The sequence below is a fragment of the Metapseudomonas cellulosilytica genome (assembly GCF_049334135.1).
Lineage (GTDB): Bacteria > Pseudomonadota > Gammaproteobacteria > Pseudomonadales > Pseudomonadaceae > Metapseudomonas.
In genome coordinates, this window is sequence record NZ_JBHZGN010000002.1 from 222,001 (window position 1) to 238,032 (window position 16,032).

General features: G+C 66.5%; 15 protein-coding genes. 2 read left to right on the forward strand and 13 right to left on the reverse strand.

The genetic code is table 11. From position 1 onward, the window contains the following. Positions 1-71: 71 nt before the first annotated feature. Positions 72-1,496 (forward strand): gamma-aminobutyraldehyde dehydrogenase, encoded by a 1,425-nt coding sequence (locus ACFW0H_RS03095; protein WP_422912432.1) that lies wholly within the window; start codon positions 72-74, stop codon positions 1,494-1,496. Between the two features lie 175 nt (positions 1,497-1,671). Then, complete coding sequence (locus tag ACFW0H_RS03100) at positions 1,672-2,148, forward strand: ester cyclase (RefSeq protein ID WP_422912433.1); 477 nt, start codon at positions 1,672-1,674, stop codon at positions 2,146-2,148. Positions 2,149-2,249: 101 nt separating this feature from the next. Here the strand turns inward: ACFW0H_RS03100 and ACFW0H_RS03105 are convergent, their stop codons facing one another. The 13 genes from ACFW0H_RS03105 to ACFW0H_RS03165 all read right to left on the reverse strand — a co-directional run bounded on the left by ACFW0H_RS03105 (position 2,250) and on the right by ACFW0H_RS03165 (position 15,974). Then, positions 2,250-3,233, reverse strand: a complete 984-nt coding sequence (locus ACFW0H_RS03105) for a cysteine synthase A (protein WP_422912434.1) — start codon at positions 3,231-3,233, stop codon at positions 2,250-2,252. Positions 3,234-3,288: 55 nt separating this feature from the next. Then, positions 3,289-3,729, reverse strand: a complete 441-nt coding sequence (locus ACFW0H_RS03110) for an ion channel (protein WP_422912435.1) — start codon at positions 3,727-3,729, stop codon at positions 3,289-3,291. Positions 3,730-3,741: 12 nt separating this feature from the next. After that, a complete protein-coding gene (locus ACFW0H_RS03115) occupies positions 3,742-4,770 on the reverse strand; it encodes a DUF2955 domain-containing protein (protein WP_422912436.1) in 1,029 nt (342 codons plus the stop codon). Beyond that, on the reverse strand, positions 4,760-5,890 hold the full coding sequence (locus ACFW0H_RS03120) for an HlyD family secretion protein (protein WP_422912437.1): 1,131 nt from the start codon (positions 5,888-5,890) through the stop codon (positions 4,760-4,762). Before ACFW0H_RS03120 ends, ACFW0H_RS03115 begins: the two co-directional genes overlap by 11 nt. After that, complete coding sequence (locus tag ACFW0H_RS03125) at positions 5,887-7,425, reverse strand: efflux transporter outer membrane subunit (protein WP_422912438.1); 1,539 nt, start codon at positions 7,423-7,425, stop codon at positions 5,887-5,889. Before ACFW0H_RS03125 ends, ACFW0H_RS03120 begins: the two co-directional genes overlap by 4 nt. Positions 7,426-7,440: 15 nt before the next feature. Beyond that, complete coding sequence (locus ACFW0H_RS03130) at positions 7,441-8,556, reverse strand: AI-2E family transporter (RefSeq protein WP_422912439.1); 1,116 nt, start codon at positions 8,554-8,556, stop codon at positions 7,441-7,443. Positions 8,557-8,888: 332 nt separating this feature from the next. Continuing rightward, entirely contained in the window at positions 8,889-9,335 is a 447-nt protein-coding gene (locus tag ACFW0H_RS03135) for a nucleoside deaminase (RefSeq protein ID WP_422912440.1), read from the reverse strand. A gap of 37 nt (positions 9,336-9,372) precedes the next feature. Continuing rightward, positions 9,373-11,079 carry a SulP family inorganic anion transporter gene (locus tag ACFW0H_RS03140; protein ID WP_422912441.1) on the reverse strand — a complete coding sequence of 569 codons (1,707 nt, stop codon included), beginning with the start codon at positions 11,077-11,079 and terminating at the stop codon, positions 9,373-9,375. A gap of 82 nt (positions 11,080-11,161) precedes the next feature. Then, positions 11,162-11,575, reverse strand: a complete 414-nt coding sequence (locus ACFW0H_RS03145) for a VOC family protein (protein WP_422912442.1) — start codon at positions 11,573-11,575, stop codon at positions 11,162-11,164. A gap of 30 nt (positions 11,576-11,605) precedes the next feature. Further along, a complete protein-coding gene (locus ACFW0H_RS03150) occupies positions 11,606-12,028 on the reverse strand; it encodes a YciI family protein (RefSeq protein WP_422912443.1) in 423 nt (140 codons plus the stop codon). 364 nt (positions 12,029-12,392) lie between these two features. After that, entirely contained in the window at positions 12,393-14,108 is a 1,716-nt protein-coding gene (gene recJ, locus ACFW0H_RS03155; protein ID WP_422912444.1) for a single-stranded-DNA-specific exonuclease RecJ, read from the reverse strand. 99 nt (positions 14,109-14,207) lie between these two features. Beyond that, positions 14,208-14,747, reverse strand: a complete 540-nt coding sequence (locus ACFW0H_RS03160) for a YaeQ family protein (RefSeq protein WP_422912445.1) — start codon at positions 14,745-14,747, stop codon at positions 14,208-14,210. A 72-nt stretch (positions 14,748-14,819) separates the two neighbouring features. Further along, positions 14,820-15,974, reverse strand: a complete 1,155-nt coding sequence (locus ACFW0H_RS03165) for a GGDEF domain-containing protein (RefSeq protein ID WP_422912446.1) — start codon at positions 15,972-15,974, stop codon at positions 14,820-14,822. Positions 15,975-16,032: the final 58 nt, after the last annotated feature.

The following is a 16,032-nucleotide window of genomic DNA, read 5'->3' on the forward strand; positions in this document are numbered from 1 at the left end:
CGCACCGAATTTCCCTCACCCCAACCCCTCTCCCGGAGGGAGAGGGGCTAGCACTCAGCGAGGTTTACCCCATGCAAACCAAACTCCTGATCAACGGCCAACTGATCGCCGGCGAAGGCCCCAGCCTCGCCGTGCTCAACCCGTCCCTGGGCACCGCCCTGGTGGAAATTGCCGAGGCCAGCCCGGCCCAGGTGGACGCCGCCGTGCGTGCCGCCGATGCCGCTTTCCCGGCTTGGTCGCAGACCTCGCCGAAAGACCGTTCCACCCTGCTGCTGAAGCTCGCCGACAAGATCGACGCCCATGCCGAAGAGCTGGCCCGGCTGGAATCGCAGAACTGCGGCAAGCCCTACGCTGCCGCACTGAACGATGAACTGCCGGCCATCGCCGACGTGTTCCGCTTCTTCGCCGGCGCCAGCCGCTGCATGAGCGGCTCCGCAGCGGGCGAGTACCTGCCCGGCCACACCTCGATGATCCGCCGCGATCCGGTGGGCGTGGTCGCTTCCATCGCGCCGTGGAACTACCCGCTGATGATGGCGGCCTGGAAGCTGGGCCCGGCCTTGGCTGCCGGCAACACCGTGGTACTGAAACCCTCCGAGCAGACCCCGCTGACCGCCCTCAAGCTGGCCGAGTTCATCGCCGACATCTTCCCCGCAGGCGTGGTCAACCTGGTGTTCGGCCGTGGCCCGAGCGTTGGCGAGCCGCTGGTAACCCACCCGAAAGTGCGCATGGTCTCCCTCACCGGTTCGGTCGCCACCGGCAGCCGCATAATCGCCGGCACCGCCGACAGTGTGAAACGCATGCACATGGAACTGGGCGGCAAGGCCCCGGTGATCATCTTCGACGACGCCGACATCGAAGCCGCCGTGGACGGCATCCGCACCTTCGGCTTCTACAACGCCGGGCAAGACTGCACCGCCGCCTGCCGCATCTACGCGCAGAAAGGCATCTACGAGAAGTTCGTGGCCAAGCTGGGCGAGGCCGTCGGCAGCATCAGGACTGGCCTGCAGGACGACCCGGCCACCGAGCTCGGCCCGCTGATCACCGAGCAACACCTGCAACGCGTCGAGGGCTTCGTCCAGCGCGCCGCCGCCGTACCGCACATCCAGGTGGTCACCGGCGGTGCGCGCGTGGAAGGCCCCGGCTTCTTCTTCCAGCCCACCGTGCTGGCTGGCGCCCGCCAGGACGATGAAATCGTCCGCCGCGAAGTGTTCGGCCCGGTGGTCTCGGTCACCCAATTCGACAGCGAAGAGCAGGTGCTGGAATGGGCCAACGACTCCGACTACGGCCTGGCCTCCTCCCTGTGGACCGCTGATGTGGGTCGCGCCCACCGCCTGTCCGCACGCCTGCAGTACGGCTGCACCTGGGTCAACACTCATTTCATGCTGGTCAGCGAAATGCCCCACGGCGGCGTCAAGCACTCCGGCTACGGCAAGGACATGTCCATGTACGGGCTGGAGGACTACACCGCCATTCGCCATGTGATGTTCAAGCACTAACGGGCTGGCTCCGACCGGCTCCTTGTAGGGGCGAATTCATTCGCCAAGGGCAGCTCAGCTGCCCCATGAGGGTTTCAAGGGCAGGCCTGCGGCCTGCTTGGCGAATGAATTCGCCCCTACAGGAAGAAATGCCCCACAGGATGTACCCCGCACCACCCCACCAGGAGAACAAGCGATGCGTAACACCTTGCGTAATTTCAGCTTCATCCTGCTTTGCGCCATGGCCGGGATGGCCCAGGCGACGGAAGATGCCAAGGCCATAGTCGATGGCTACATGGCCGCCTGGAACGCCCACGACGTCAACAAGGCCGCCAGCTTCATGGCCGAGGACGCCGTCTACTTCGATGCCACCGTCGGCACCCCGCAACAGGGCCGCGCGGCGGCGCGTGACAACGTGATCAAGGTGTTCATCACCGCCGTGCCGAACCTGACCTGGAAGATGACCAGCGAGCCCATCGTCAGCGCCGATGGCATCGCCTTCCAGTGGGAGTTTGCCGGCACCAACAGCGGCGCCTGGAGCGCCGAGACCCCGGCCACCAACAAGCCGCTGAAGTTCGAAGGTGTCAGCTTCGTGCGGGTGAAGAACGGCAAGATCACCTACCAGGGCGACTACTACGACGCGCTCGGCTTCAACAAGCAGCTCGGCTGGTAATCCGCACTCCCCTGCCCGTAGGGTGCGCTGCGCGCACCGAAACCTCCGCACGGTGTTTCGGTGCGCATGGCGCACCCTACAATAGGCTCCGCGCCACCGGATTAAACCCCCGCCGCCTCCGCCAACCCCTTCTCCTTCAACCACTCCGGATTGAACAACCGCCCGGCGTACAACCCGCCTCGATCGCAGAGCAAGGTCACGATCCGATGGCCCGGCCCCATCTCGCGGGCGACCTGCACGGCGGCCGCGAGGTTGATGCCGGAGGAGCCGCCGACGAACAGCCCCTCTTCCCGCAGCAGCCGGTAGACCATGGCCACGCAGGCCGGGTCGTCCACCTGCACGGCATCGTCAATGGGCGTGCCTTCGAGATTCGCGGTGACCCGCGTGGTGCCGATGCCTTCGGTGATGGAGCTGCCTTCGGCCAGCAGTTCGCCCGTCTTCACCCAGTTGTACAGCGCGCTGCCCATGGGGTCGGCGAGGACGATGCGCACCTTCGGGTCTTGCGCCTTGAGGTAGCGCGCCACCCCGGCCAGGGTGCCGCCGGTGCCGGTGGCGCAGACGAAGGCGTCGAGCCGGCCATCGGTTTCGGCCCAGATCTCCGGACCGGTGGTCTCGAAGTGGGCCTGGCGGTTGGCGGTATTGTCGAACTGGTTGGCCCAGATCGCGCCGGGCAGCTCGGCGGCGAGGCGACCGGCGATCTTCTGGTAGTTGTCCGGGTCCCTGTAGGGTTTGGGCGGCACCGGGCGCACCTCGGCCCCCAGGGTGCGCAGCAGGTCCAGTTTTTCCGGGGACTGGTTGTCGGGGATCACGATGATGCAGCGATAACCCTGGGCGGCGCAGATATGCGCCAGGCCGATGCCGGTGTTGCCGGCGGTGCCCTCCACCACCGTGCCACCCGGCAGCAGGCGGCCCTGGCGCTCGGCGTCTTCGATGATGAAACGGGCCGCGCGGTCCTTGACGGAGCCGCCGGGGTTGAGGAATTCGGCCTTGGCCAGAATGTCACAGCCGGTTTCGGCACTGAGGCCAATGAGACGCAGCAGGGGTGTGTTGCCGACGCTACCGATGAAACCTTCGCGGATCGCCATGCTGCACCTCCCGGAGTCGCTGCATGGGAACGAACAGTTTCAGTCTAGCCGTGTGCTAGTTGGGCTTGCCCTTCTCGAACTGGGACTTGATGACATCCGACAGCGTCGCCGTCAGGGCCGCCGTGGAAACCCCGAACATCAGGACGCCGTTGGCGGCCTCCAGCGGCCCCAGCAGCCGCCACCGCTCGTTCATGACGATGTCGCCGTAGCCCAACGTGACGAAGTTCACCGCCGAGTGGTAAAGCGCCTTGGCAAAGCTGTCGAACTCCCCGAGTGCCAGAAACAGCGCGCCCCAGATCCCCATCTGCACGAAATTGCCCAACAACATCACCAGCATCACGGTCGATAGCAGCAGGGTGACGCGCCACGGCGATGCGCTGACCCGCCCTCCCCGCACATAGCGAACGTACGGCCTCAGGCTGAAGGCCACGAACACGGCCTGCATGACCAGGCAGAGCACCATCACGGGAATCCCGACCAGCAGATTGAGCAGCATGACAGCGACCTCTCAGCGGGCTTGGCGGCGTTGCCGCTGGAAACGCCGGCGATCTATCAGGTAGACCGCCGCGCAGGCGTACAGGGTGACGGCGATGAACAGCCCCATGCGCACGGCGAAGGCGGTGTAGACGTCCTTGCCGGCCTCGCTGTCCTGCACCGACTGGCCGAGCAGGATGATCAGGGTCACCAGGGTGTTCAGCCAGAACCCCGGCGTCTGTCGGGTCGCCGCCAGGGCGTAAAGCCGACGGGACAGCAGCAGGCCGAACAACAGCATCCAGAGGAAGAACATCCACAGGTGCGGGAACAGGCTGAGCGCACTCCAGAACAGCATGGCGAGCAGGCCGCCGAGCAGGGTCGAACCCAGCAGCTCGCGGCCCGCGGTGCGGGCGGAGGCGCCGCAGACCTGCTGGCCGAGGCTGACCGCCTTCATGATCAGCGGCATGTAGCTGGACGGGTCGATCAGCGCCAGGAGAAAGGCCGGTAGCACCACCAGGGTGGCACGCAGGGCGATCCAGGCGGACTCGGTCGCGTCCGGCGCGGGACGGGGCGGCGGCGTCGGGGCATTGGCCGGTTCCGGGAACAGTATGTGACTGACCAGCGCCATCAGCACGGCGAGGATGATGCCCTTGGCCAGGGCCTCGATGACCGTGACCGCCAGGCCGAAGGAAAAGGTGCCGGCCGCCGAGATCATGGTCAGGCCGATCACCAGGAACTGGCTCACCAGGGCATTCCCGCCACGCAGGCCAAAGCGGAAGCAGAGGAACAGGCACAGCCCCACCAGCAGGACCCCACTGGGTGGAGCATGCTGCAGCAGCGGAATCATCAGCAGGCCGATGCCGGTGGTGAGCATGACCACCAGCGCCAGCGCCGGGGCGGCCTTCAGCGGCAGCGGGCGGTTGCTCATGGCCAGCAGGAGAATGACGAAGATCGGCGACAGGAAGGGAATCGGCAAGGCCAGGCCGAAACTGATCGCCACACACAGGGCCACGCCGCTGGCCAGGCGCAGCGCGCGCCGGCCACGCGGGTCGTCAGTAGGCATAGGACAGCCAGCTCATCAGGTAAATGAACAGCCGCCCCAGGGGATTGAGCGGATTGCCCTCGGCGGGAAAGGCCATGACCTCCGCCTGGCCGCCAACGCGCAGGCCCTTCAGCTCGTCCAGCTCGCTGGGGGCGAACTCCACGATCACCGGGAAGCGCTGGGCCGGGCGGAGCCAGTCGCGGCTGTTCTCCACCGTCGGCAAGGTACCGGGCGCCGGGGCCTGGCCCGTGCTGACGCCATAGCCGACGCTGCGCACGCGACCGTCGAACACCCGCCCCGGCAGCGCGTCGAGCACGATGGCCACGGGCGTGCCGACCTGGACATGGCCCAGGTTGTTCTCGGTCATCTCGGCGCTCAGCCAGAGGTCGTGGATAGCGATCAGGGTCATGACCGGGCTGCCGGCACCGACGAACTGGCCGACGTCGGTTCGCAGGTCGGTGATCAGCCCGGCGGAACGCGCCCGCACCTGGGTGTTGGCCAGGTCCAGTTCGGCCTTCTCCAACGCGGTGGCGGCGCTGCGCAGCTGGGCGTTCTCTTCCTCGCTGCCGCCCTGCTGCTCCCGCGCCCGCTGCACCTCGGCCCGCGCCGCGGCCACCTGGCTGATGGACTGTTCGAGGGTCGCCCGCGCCACTTCCAGGCGGCGTACGGAGATGGTGCCCGGGTCCTCTCGGTAGAGGCGCTCGAGACGGTCGTTGTCCTGCCGGGCCTTCAGCTCGTTGGCCTGGGCCGCCCGTAGCGACGCCTGCGCCGACTCGATGCCGGCGGTGCTGGCACCGATCTGTCGGCGCATGGTTTCAAGGTCGGCGCGAGCACGGTCGGCGGCGATCTGGTACTGGCTCGGGTCCACTTCGAAGAGCACCGCGCCGGCCTCCACGTCCTGGTTGTTGCGGACTTGCACCCGCACGACCCGGCCCGCCACCTCGGCAGCCACCGGCACCACGAAGGCCTGCACCCGCGCCTGCTGGGTGTAGGGGGTGAAGCGATCAGCCAGGAGGTACCAGGCCAGGGTCAGGATGATGACCAGCGCCACCCATCGGGTGCCCTTCGCGGCGGCGTCGGGCGCAGCGGCCGGCTCGGGCTTGGCCGAATCCTCGACCGGGACCTTGGGTTGTTCGCTCATTCTCGTCCACCTTGCTCGATATCGGCGTCCGACCGGTCCGGGGGCTGCGGTTCGTCCAGCAGGTCATCCCAGTCGGTGCGTTGTTTCATCTGATCGCGGGTGCTGTCGTCGATCATCGGCCCGTCCCGGTACCAGCCACCGCCGAGGGCCTTGTACAGGGCGATGAGGTTGCTCACGGCATCGCTGCGGCTGAGCAGGTAGTTATCCTGCTGCTGGAACAGCTCGCGCTGGGCATCCAGGACCCGCTGGAAGTCGGCGAAACCTTCGCGGTACTGGGCATTGGCCAGGTCCAGCGAACGCAGGGCGGCCAGGGCGCTCTCGCGGCGGATGCGCTCGCTTTCCAGGGCCAGGGCCAACCCGGTGGCCGCGTCATCGGCCTCGCGCGCGGCCTGGCGCACCCGGTCGCGGTATGCCTCGATCAGCTGCTGCAGCCGGGCGTCCTGCACCCGCACGTCGTTCTTGATCCTGCCGTAGTCGAATACGTTCCAGGCCAGGCTGGGGCCGGCAGCCAGGTCGCGGGTGTTGGAAGCGCCATCGAGGGTCGAAGCGCTCCAGACGATGCTGCCCAACAGGGTCACCGAGGGGTAGAGATCAGCCTCGGACACGCCGATCAGAGCCGACTGGGCGGCCACCGCCAGTTCCGCGGAGCGCACATCCGGCCGGCGCAGCAGCAGGTTGGCCGGGACGTCCTGCAGCACCGCGCGGTCGGGAAGCGGAATCAGCCCTTCCCGCTCGCGCAGTTCGCTCAGGGGGCCCGGCGGACGGCCGATCAGCACCGCGAGGGCGTTGCGGGTGCGCACGACCTGTTGCTCCAGGTCGGGGATGGTGGCCAGGGTGCCCAGGTACTGGGTCTTGGCCTGCTGGAAATCCAGTTCGGAGCTGTCGCCGCTGCGGAACAGGCGTTCGGTGATTTCGAAGCTGCGCTTCTGCCGATCGGCGTTCTCCCGGGCGATGCGCAGTCGCGCCTCGAAGGTCCGCAGCACGAAGTAGGTGTCCGCCACCTGGGCGCGCAGCAGCACCAAGGCATCCTCGTAGTTGGCCTGGGCCGCGAAATAGGCCGCGTCGGCCGATTCGATGGCGCGGCTGAAGCGCCCCCAGAAGTCCAGTTCCCAGGCGACGTCGAAACCGGCGCTGTACTGCCAGAAGTGGCTGTCCTGGGGGTTCCGGCCACCGGATTGCTGGCGGTCCAGGTAGAGGCTGTCGGCACTGGCCTGCTGGAACTGCGGATAGCGGCCGCTCAAGGCGATGCCCAGTTGCGCACGGGCCTCCATTACCCGCAGGCCGGCGATCTCCAGGCCGGGGTTGTAGGCGTCCGCTTCGGCGATCAGGGCGTCGAGGACCGGGTCCTCGAACACCTGCCACCAATGCAGGAAGTCGGGCTGCGGCCGTTCGAGACTCATCTGCAGGATAGCCGGGCTGTTCCAGTGCTCGACCCAGGGCTCGCGGGGCGACTGGAAGTCCGGTCCCACGCGCACGCAGCCGCCAACGCCGAGCGCGCCCAGCAGGACTAGACGGAGACAGGTAGAACGGAGCATGGCGCCTGGTCCGGATCAGGCCGCTCGCCCCTCGTCTTCCGCGTCTTCAAGCGCCTGCGCCGGCGGCTGATCCTCCACCCAGTGCCAGAACAGCATGTAGCCCACCGCGAGGATCACCGGGCCGATGAACAACCCGATGATGCCGCCGGTGACCATGCCGCCGAGGGCGCCGATCAGCACCACGGGCATCGGAACATTGACGCCGCGCCCCAGCAGCAGCGGCTTGAGGATGTTGTCGGACATCCCGGCGACAAAGCTGTAGATGGCGAAGATGATGGTCGCGACAGTCGCCCCTTCGGTGGCGAAAACGAAGACGATCACCGGGATGGTGAGCACCACCACAGGCAGTTGCATGATGCCGAGCAGCAGCACGGCCAGGGCCAGCAGACCGGCGCCCGGAACACCCATGAGCACGAAACCGACCCCCACCAGCAGCATCTGGATGAAGGCGATGCCGACCACGCCCTGAGCCACGGCGCGGATGGTCGCCGTGCACAGCTGGGCAATCTGCGGCCCGCGGTCCGGCCCGGAAATGCGCGTGGCGATCTGCACCGCACTGAGGTGGCCTTTCTCGCCAAAGGCCATGAAGATGCCACCCACTATCAGCGCGGCGATGAACAGCAGGAAGCCCGCCCCGACCCCGGCCAGTTTGCCGAGCGCACTCAGGCCGAAGCCGCGCAGATGCGGCAGGAGCTCCTTGATCAGGCTGGTCAGGTTACCCGAGGCCTGCTGCCAGAAGTCGAACAGCTGCTGGCCGATCAGGGGCCAACTGGCGACGGACTCATTGGGCGGCGGGATGCTCAGCTCGCCCGCCTTGACCAGTTCGATGGCCCCCTGCACCGACTCCGCCATGGAAGACGCCAGCAGGTAGATCGGCACCATCAGCAGGATCAGGGAAACCAGGACGATCAGCGTGGCCACATGGCCATCACGCAGGCCCAGTTTGTCCTTGAGACTGAGGTGTAGCGGGTAGAAGGTGACGCCAAGGATCAACGCCCAGAGCATCAGGTTGAGGAACGGATAGAAGACCTGGTAGCAGGAAATGGCAAGGATCGTGACCAGGCCAGCTCGAATGAGCACGTCCATCAATCCGCGAGACAGGATCCTTTCCGTAACGGAACTTGGCAGCATCGATTTCTCCTTCTGCTGTAGCACTCAGGCGAGATCAGTCGGACATCTCCACTGCTTGGCGGCAGTCCAACGGACACGGGGTGGAAGATCCTCATGTCTGCTGGAGACTGATCCAAATCATTACTCATCAATGATCGTCATTTCTGCCGGGATGCCGGCCTCGATGTCCCTATCCGGTCGTGCGCGCAGCAGCTTCGACGGTCAACTGCTGATACTGCTGAGTCCAGCATAGCCGCTGCACGGCATCTGGCTGGTGCCCTTGCGAGAGGGGATCTCGCAAGGGCTTCCCGCCGGCAGGCGCCGGGGGCGATGGGGAGGCGCCCCGGTTGGCGTCAGTCCGCCGGTTCGCCGATGTCCTCGTTCCACAGCTCCGGCCGGGCCTGGATGAAGTCCTCCATCAGCTTCACGCACTCGGCGTCCTGCAGCACCTCCAGTTCCACGCCACGGGAGCGCAGCAGCTCTTCCTCGCCCAGGAAGGTGCGGTTCTCGCCGATGATCACCTTGGGAATGCCGTAGAGCAGGATCGCGCCGCTGCACATGGAACAGGGCGACAGCGTGGTGTAGAGCACCGCCTCGCGGTAGACGCTGGCGGGTTGGCGGCCGGCGTTCTCGAAGGCGTCCATTTCGCCATGCTTGATGGCACTGCCCTCCTGGATGCGACGATTGTGGCCGCGGCCGATGATGCGGCCCTTGTGGACGATCACCGAGCCGATGGGGATCCCGCCCTCGGCCAGGCCCTGGCGGGCTTCCTCGATGGCGGCTTGCATGAAGGGGTCCATGGTCGTTCCTTGTGTTCCGATGGGTTGAACGGATTGTTTACGCGACGTCGACCGGCTGCAGCAAGGCCTGCTTGGCCAGCCAACGGTCATAGGCCTTGATCCCCGCCCTGACCGAACTGAACACCAGCGGCGGCTTGAGTTCGCCCAATTCGCCGGAGCGTTGCAGCAGGTCGTAGGCCGGGCCCAGGAGGCGGGCGAAGCCGAAATGGACGCCCTTGGCCGCCAGGGTCTGCTGCACCTCGCGCAGCGTGGCGAGGCCGGTGACGTCGAGGTTGATCATGGTTTCGGCATTGAGCAGCACCGCGCGCGGGTGGTCCTCCTGTTCCACCAGCTGCAGCAGGCGCTGCTTGAAGTAGTCGGCATTGAAGAACAGCAGCGGCGCGTCGAAACGGTAGATCATCAGGCCCGGCAAGGTGCTGGCCTGTGGATAACGGCTCAGTTCCACCTGGCCGTCGACACCCTCCACCCAGCCCAGCACCGCATCGCTGGGGCGGTAGGTCAAGTACAGGAGGCGCAGCAGCGCCAGGGCGATGGCGACGAAGATGCCGGGCAGCACGCCGACGCCCAGCACGCCCACCGTGGTCAGCAGGCAGAGGCCGCATTCGAAGCGGCTGAGACTCCAGAAGGCCTTGAGCGCGCGCAAGTCGATCAGCCCCCAGCCGGCCAGCATCAGCACCGCCCCCAGGGCGGCGATGGGCACCCAGGCCAGCGGGCCGTGGAGGAACACCAGCACCGCGACTATCACCAGGGCCACCACGACGCTGACCAACTGGGTCTTGCCGCCCACCAGGTCGTTCACCGCCGTGCGCGAATCCGCGCCGCTGATGACGAAGGCCTGGGACACCCCGGCGCCGACGTTGGCCAGGCCCAGGGCGATGAACTCGTGATTGGCGTCGATCGCGTAGCCGTGGCGGGCGGCGAAGCTGCGGGCGGTGAGCATGGCGCTGCAGAAGCTGACGATGGTGATACCGGTGGCATCGCGCAGCAGGCTGAGCATTTCTTGGTAGCTGGCGCTGGGCCAGCTCAGCTCCGGCAGGCCGGCCGGCACGGCACCCAGCAAGGCCACGCCGTGGCGGTCCAGCTGCAGCCAGGCGGCCACGGCCGAGGCCAGCACCAAGGCTACCAGGGCCACCGGAAGGCGCGGCCAGCGGTGCGGCAGCAGGATCATCAGCAGCAGGGTCGCGCTGCCCAGGGCCAGCGTCGGCAGGTGGGTATTGGCGAGGTTGCGGAAAATGGCCAGCAGGCCGGCGATGAAGCCGCTGGTTTCGCTCTGGTAGCCCAGCAGTTTGCCAAGCTGGCCGGCCAGCAGGCTGAGGCCGATGCCGTTCAGATAGCCCACCAGGATCGGCCGCGAAAGGAAACTGGCGATGAAGCCGGCGCGGATGAAACCGGCGATGATGGAGAGCAGGCCGACCATCACGGCGACGATCATCGACAGGTGGATCAGCCGTTGCGGATCACCGGCGGCCAGCGGGGTGATGGCCGCTGCCACCATAGCGGCGGTGGCGGCGTCGGGACCGACCATCAACTGCCGGGAGCCGCCCACCAGGGCGTAGATCAGCATCGGCAGGATGCAGGCGTAGAGGCCCACCTGGGCAGGAAAGCCGATGATCTGGGCATAGGCGATGGCGGTGGGGATCTGCACGGCGGCCACCGACAGCCCGGCGACTATATCGGTGCGCAGCCATTCGCGCTGGTAATGGAAGCGGCTGATGCGGTGTCGCAGCCGTTGAACCAGTTGCATCGGATCGTTCCTGGGATGGGCGATCCTTCAAAGCTTATCAACGGCGCCGGAATTTTCCCGGCGCCGAGGTCACTTTTGAGAATTATTGATCCTTCTCACAGTTGATCATCCAGGGCACGCCGAACTGGTCCATCAGCATGCCGAAACGCGCGGCCCAGAACGTCTGCGCCAGGGGCATCTGCACCTGGCCGCCCTCGGCCAGGGCGTTGAACACCCGCTCGGCTTCAGTGATGCGGTCGACGTTGATCGAGATGGCGATGCCGCTGATGCCCTCGAAAGGCGCCTGGGGCGGGCAGTCCGAGCCCATGATCACCTGATCGCCCACCGCCAGGCGGGCGTGCATGATCTTGTCGCGGAAATGTTCAGGCACATCACCGCAGGCCGGGCTTTCGGCGAAGGTCAGGAAGGCTTCCAGGGTGCCATTGAGCACCTTGGCATAGAACTGGAAAGCCGGGCCGCACTGGCCGTCGAAGGTGAGGTAGGGATCGATTTTCATGAGGGGTCTCCTGTCCGTGGTGGTTGGCGGTCACTGCTGCCGGGACTTTTCGAAGATGCGCTGTTCCTGCTCGCGCAGCTCGGGGGTGAATTCCTCGCCGAAATCCTCGGCCTCGAACACCTGGCGGATCTCGATCTCGGACTCGGTGGGCATGGGGTTGGGGCAACGCTTGACCCATGCGATGCACTCTTCCAGGGAATCGACCTTGAACAGCCAGAAGCCGGCGATCAACTCCTTGGTTTCGGCGAAAGGACCATCGATCACGCTGCGGTCCTTGCCTTTGAACACCACCCGCTTCCCCTTGGAACTGGGGTGCAGGCCTTCGCCGGCGAGCAGGACGCCTGCATTCACCAGCTCTTCGTTGTACTGGCCCATGGCCGTGAGCAGTTCTGTACTCGGCATGATGCCGGCTTCCGAATCCTTGGTCGCTTTGACTATCACCATGAAGCGCATTGTCATTCTCCTGTTGTATTGCCCGCGGCCTTTGCCTGCTGGCTGTGCCTATTGGTCGAAGGGGAAACGACGGGATCGACAGCAGACTGAAAATTTTTTCAGAAGCGCGGGACTGGATCAGCGTAGACCCGGATGGAGGACTTGCGAGTTTGGAGTGACGGGCGAACGAAAGCGCAAAGCTAACGTAGGGTGGACCACGCTTCACCGGTCCACCATCGGAGCCCGGCCGAGCGGCGAATGGTGGACATGAAAAGCGATGTCCACCCTACAAGGGACTGAGTCCGGTCGGAACGAATCAGGCGCGCATAGTGTGCCCGGTTCGTTGGGCCTCGCAGGCTCGGCACCAACCTACAGGGAAGGCCCCTCAGCGTGGGGCGATATGCGCCACCATCAATTGCACGCTTTCCTGGCCACGGTATTCATTGACGTCCAGCTTGTAGGCCAGCTCGGCCCAGCGGACGCTGGCGTTGGGCCATTGTTCGCGGTCGATGTTGAAGGCGATGCCGTCGAGTTGGACCGAACCGCATTCGCTTTTCAGCACCAACTTCAGGTGGCGCTCCCCGACCAGACGCTGCTGGACGATCTGGAACACGCCGTGGAACAGCGGCTCGGGGAAGTGCTGGCCCCAGGGGCCGGCCAGACGCAGGGCGCGGGCCAGTTCCAGGTGGAACTCCTCGATGCTCAGCTGGCCATCGGAGAGCAGGCGGCCGGTGAGGTCGTCCTCGGAAAGCTGACGGCGGGTCTCGGCGTCGAAGGCGGCGGCGAAGGCACCGAAGTTTTCCACAGGCAGCGACAGGCCGGCGGCCATGGCGTGGCCACCGAACTTGCTGATCAGGCCCGGATGGCGGGCGGCGACGGCATCCAGCGCATCGCGGATATGGAAGCCCGGTACCGAACGCGCCGAGCCCTTGAGCAGGCCGTCGCCGGCGTCGGCGAAGGCGATGGTCGGACGGTGGTAACGCTCCTTGAGGCGCGAGGCGAGGATGCCGATCACCCCCTGGTGCCATTCGGGCTCGAAGAGGCAGAGGCCGAAGGGCATGTCCTCGATGGGCAGATTCTTCAGCTGGGCCAGGGCCTCGCGCTGCATGCCCTGCTCGATGGCCTTGCGGTCCTGGTTGAGCTGGTCCAGCTGTACCGCCATGTCGCGGGCCAGGGCTTCGTCTTCGCAGAGCAGGCATTCGATGCCCAGGCTCATGTCGTCCAGGCGGCCGGCGGCGTTCAGGCGCGGTCCGAGGATGAAGCCGAGGTCGGTGGAGGTGATACGCCCCGCCTGCCGTCCGGCCACTTCGAGGATGGCCTTGAGGCCTGGCCGGGCGCGGCCGGCACGGATGCGTGCCAGCCCCTGGTGGACCAGGATGCGGTTGTTGGCGTCCAGCGGCACCACGTCGGCGACACTGCCCAGGGCCACCAGGTCCAGCAGGTCGCCCAGGTTGGGCTCCTTGAGCCCGGCACGGGCGAACCAGTCCAGCTCCCGCAGGCGCGCACGCAGGGCCATCAGCACGTAGAAGATCACGCCGACCCCGGCCAGGGACTTGCTGGGGAACTCGCAGCCCGGCTGGTTGGGGTTGACGATGGCATCCGCCGCCGGGAGCTCGGGCCCCGGCAGGTGGTGGTCGGTGACCAGCACCTTGAGGCCGGCGGCCTTGGCGGCGGTCACGCCCTCGACGCTGGAAATACCGTTATCCACAGTCACCAGCAGGTCGGGACGACGCTGCAGGGCCACCGCGACTATCTCCGGAGTCAGGCCGTAGCCGTATTCGAAGCGGTTGGGCACCAGGTAATCCACATGGGCCGCGCCGAGCATGCGCAGGCCGAGTACGCCGACGCTGCTGGCGGTGGCGCCGTCGGCATCGAAGTCGCCGACGTAGAGGATACGCTGGCGCTTTTCCAGGGCCTCCACCAGCAGATCGACGGCGGCCTCGATGCCCTTGAGCTGCTGGTACGGGATCAGCCGCGCCAGGCCCTTGTCCAGTTCAGCCGCGGACTGCACGCCACGAGCGGCGTAGAGGCGGGTCAGCAGCGGCGGCAGGTCGCCCAGGTCGGGCAGGACAGCGGGCAGAGCGCGGTGTTCGATACGCATGGAAGGTCCGTTCTTTGACTCGACTTCCCCTCTCCCTCCCGGGAAAGGGCCTGGAGGCGAGGGCGTACCGCCCTCCCCCGGAAATCCTCCGGATTTCCGTTAGCGTTCCCCGGCCAGCCACTCCAGCGGAATTTCATGCTGGCCGCGTTCGTCGGTGATGAACAGCGTGCCGTCGCTGATCATCACGCTCCAACTGACCGAGCGTGGCAGGTCGCGGGCCAGCTCTTCCAGGGCTTCCTGCTGCACGGCGACGACGTTGATGTTCTTCAGATTGCGCACGCTGTCCAGCACCTTGTTCTGCCAGACGCGCAGGTTGCCGTAGGCCACCAGGCTGAAGCGCTCGGTGCGACGCGAGCACCAGGTGATCCGCTCGGCGTCCGGCTGGCCCACTTCGATCCAGTGCAGGACGCGATCGTCCAGGCTCTTCTCCCACAGGGCCGGCTCATCCACATCCGACAGGCCGCGGCCGAAGGCCAGTTGCTCGTGGTACCAGAGCGCGTAGGCGATCAGGCGCACGGCCAGGCGTTCCTCGGTTTCCGAGGGGTGCTTGGCGACGGTGAAACGCAGGTTCTCGTAGACGCTGCGATCCAGGTCGGTGAGGTTGAGTTCGACTTTGTAGGGGGTCGCTTGAAGGGCCATGGCGGGCTTCTTGGTTATTCGCGGAGGGCGGCAAGTCTACCCTGATTCCACGACCTTGGCTGGGCCTTCCGGCTATTCGGCGGGGTAGCGCTGGATGCGGTTGCGGCCCTTGTCCTTGGCGGCGTAGAGGGCATCGTCGGCCAGGGAAAGCAGGCGGAACAGATCGTAGCCGGCCTCCTTGGAGCTGACGATGCCGATACTGACGCTGAGCTCCCCCGGTTCCTGGAAGGGCAGGTCGGCGAACTCGCGGCGGATACGCTCGGCCACCTGGGCGCCGGCCTCATCGTCGGCATCGGCCAGCAGGCAGGCGAACTCCTCGCCGCCGATGCGGCCGAACACGTCCTGCTTGCGCATGCTGCCGACCGCAATACGGGTGAAGGCCACCAGGGCCTCGTCGCCGGCAGCGTGGCCATAGTTGTCGTTGAGGCGCTTGAAGTGGTCGAGGTCGCAAAGCAGCAGGGCCACCGGTTCGCCACGGTGCTCGCAGCTTTCCAGCAGGTATTCGCCCGTGGTCATGAAGGCGCGACGGTTGCCGACGCCGGTGAGGGGGTCGCAGTAGGCGGCGGCGCGGAACTTCAATTCGGCGCGTTCCTTGACCATGGCCAGGGTGACGAAGGCGATGCCGATGGCGTAGAGCAGGGTCTCGAACACCAGCAGCGAGAAGAAGCTGGTGCCCTGCCCGCTGCTGGCGATCGCCCGGTCGAAGGGCATGCCGCGGTCGACCACGATGCGCACGCAGTAGAAGGCCATGTGGAAAAGGCTCAGCAGCAGCGCCGGAATGTAGGCCACTTCCAGGCTCTTGCGGCTGCGCCAGAGCTCGAAGGCGCCGAGGCCGGCGTAGCAGACAGTCATCATCGAGCTGAGCACCACGCGCACAGTCAGCGACTCGTAGAAGGCCGGATTGAGGCAGAGCAGCGCCCAGATCGCCGCCCCGGCGCAGATGCCCGGCAGGTGCGGCTGGCGTCCGGTGAAGACCCGCAGGGCGGTCCAGTTCAGCGCCGCGCAGAACTGCAGCACCACGTTGCCCAGTACCAGGGGCAGGAAGTCCATGCCGATGCCGCGCAGGCTGCCCAGCACGGTTCCCAGGGCACCGAGCAGCAGCGTGGCGGCCAGGTAGCCGAGGGTCGGCTCGCGGCGGCCGCGGCGCCAGGCATGCAGCATCAGCAGGCCGACCAGGGCAAGCACATAGATATCCACCAACACCAGGGTGGGAATGTTCAGCTGCATGGGCCCTCCTCCCGGCGCAGGCGCGGCGACGGGCGGCAGGGGATCGCGAGGCGGCTTG

Bases quoted from the DNA above. Each gene is read 5' to 3' on its own strand.
- ACFW0H_RS03095 (WP_422912432.1), top strand. From the start codon at position 72: ATGCAAACCAAACTCCTGATCAACGGCCAACTGATCGCCGGCGAAGGC.
- ACFW0H_RS03100 (WP_422912433.1), top strand. From the start codon at position 1,672: ATGCGTAACACCTTGCGTAATTTCAGCTTCATCCTGCTTTGCGCCATG.
- ACFW0H_RS03105 (WP_422912434.1), bottom strand. From the start codon at position 3,233: ATGGCGATCCGCGAAGGTTTCATCGGTAGCGTCGGCAACACACCCCTG.
- ACFW0H_RS03110 (WP_422912435.1), bottom strand. From the start codon at position 3,729: ATGCTGCTCAATCTGCTGGTCGGGATTCCCGTGATGGTGCTCTGCCTG.
- ACFW0H_RS03115 (WP_422912436.1), bottom strand. From the start codon at position 4,770: ATGCCTACTGACGACCCGCGTGGCCGGCGCGCGCTGCGCCTGGCCAGC.
- ACFW0H_RS03120 (WP_422912437.1), bottom strand. From the start codon at position 5,890: ATGAGCGAACAACCCAAGGTCCCGGTCGAGGATTCGGCCAAGCCCGAG.
- ACFW0H_RS03125 (WP_422912438.1), bottom strand. From the start codon at position 7,425: ATGCTCCGTTCTACCTGTCTCCGTCTAGTCCTGCTGGGCGCGCTCGGC.
- ACFW0H_RS03130 (WP_422912439.1), bottom strand. From the start codon at position 8,556: ATGCTGCCAAGTTCCGTTACGGAAAGGATCCTGTCTCGCGGATTGATG.
- ACFW0H_RS03135 (WP_422912440.1), bottom strand. From the start codon at position 9,335: ATGGACCCCTTCATGCAAGCCGCCATCGAGGAAGCCCGCCAGGGCCTG.
- ACFW0H_RS03140 (WP_422912441.1), bottom strand. From the start codon at position 11,079: ATGCAACTGGTTCAACGGCTGCGACACCGCATCAGCCGCTTCCATTAC.
- ACFW0H_RS03145 (WP_422912442.1), bottom strand. From the start codon at position 11,575: ATGAAAATCGATCCCTACCTCACCTTCGACGGCCAGTGCGGCCCGGCT.
- ACFW0H_RS03150 (WP_422912443.1), bottom strand. From the start codon at position 12,028: ATGCGCTTCATGGTGATAGTCAAAGCGACCAAGGATTCGGAAGCCGGC.
- recJ (WP_422912444.1), bottom strand. From the start codon at position 14,108: ATGCGTATCGAACACCGCGCTCTGCCCGCTGTCCTGCCCGACCTGGGC.
- ACFW0H_RS03160 (WP_422912445.1), bottom strand. From the start codon at position 14,747: ATGGCCCTTCAAGCGACCCCCTACAAAGTCGAACTCAACCTCACCGAC.
- ACFW0H_RS03165 (WP_422912446.1), bottom strand. From the start codon at position 15,974: ATGCAGCTGAACATTCCCACCCTGGTGTTGGTGGATATCTATGTGCTT.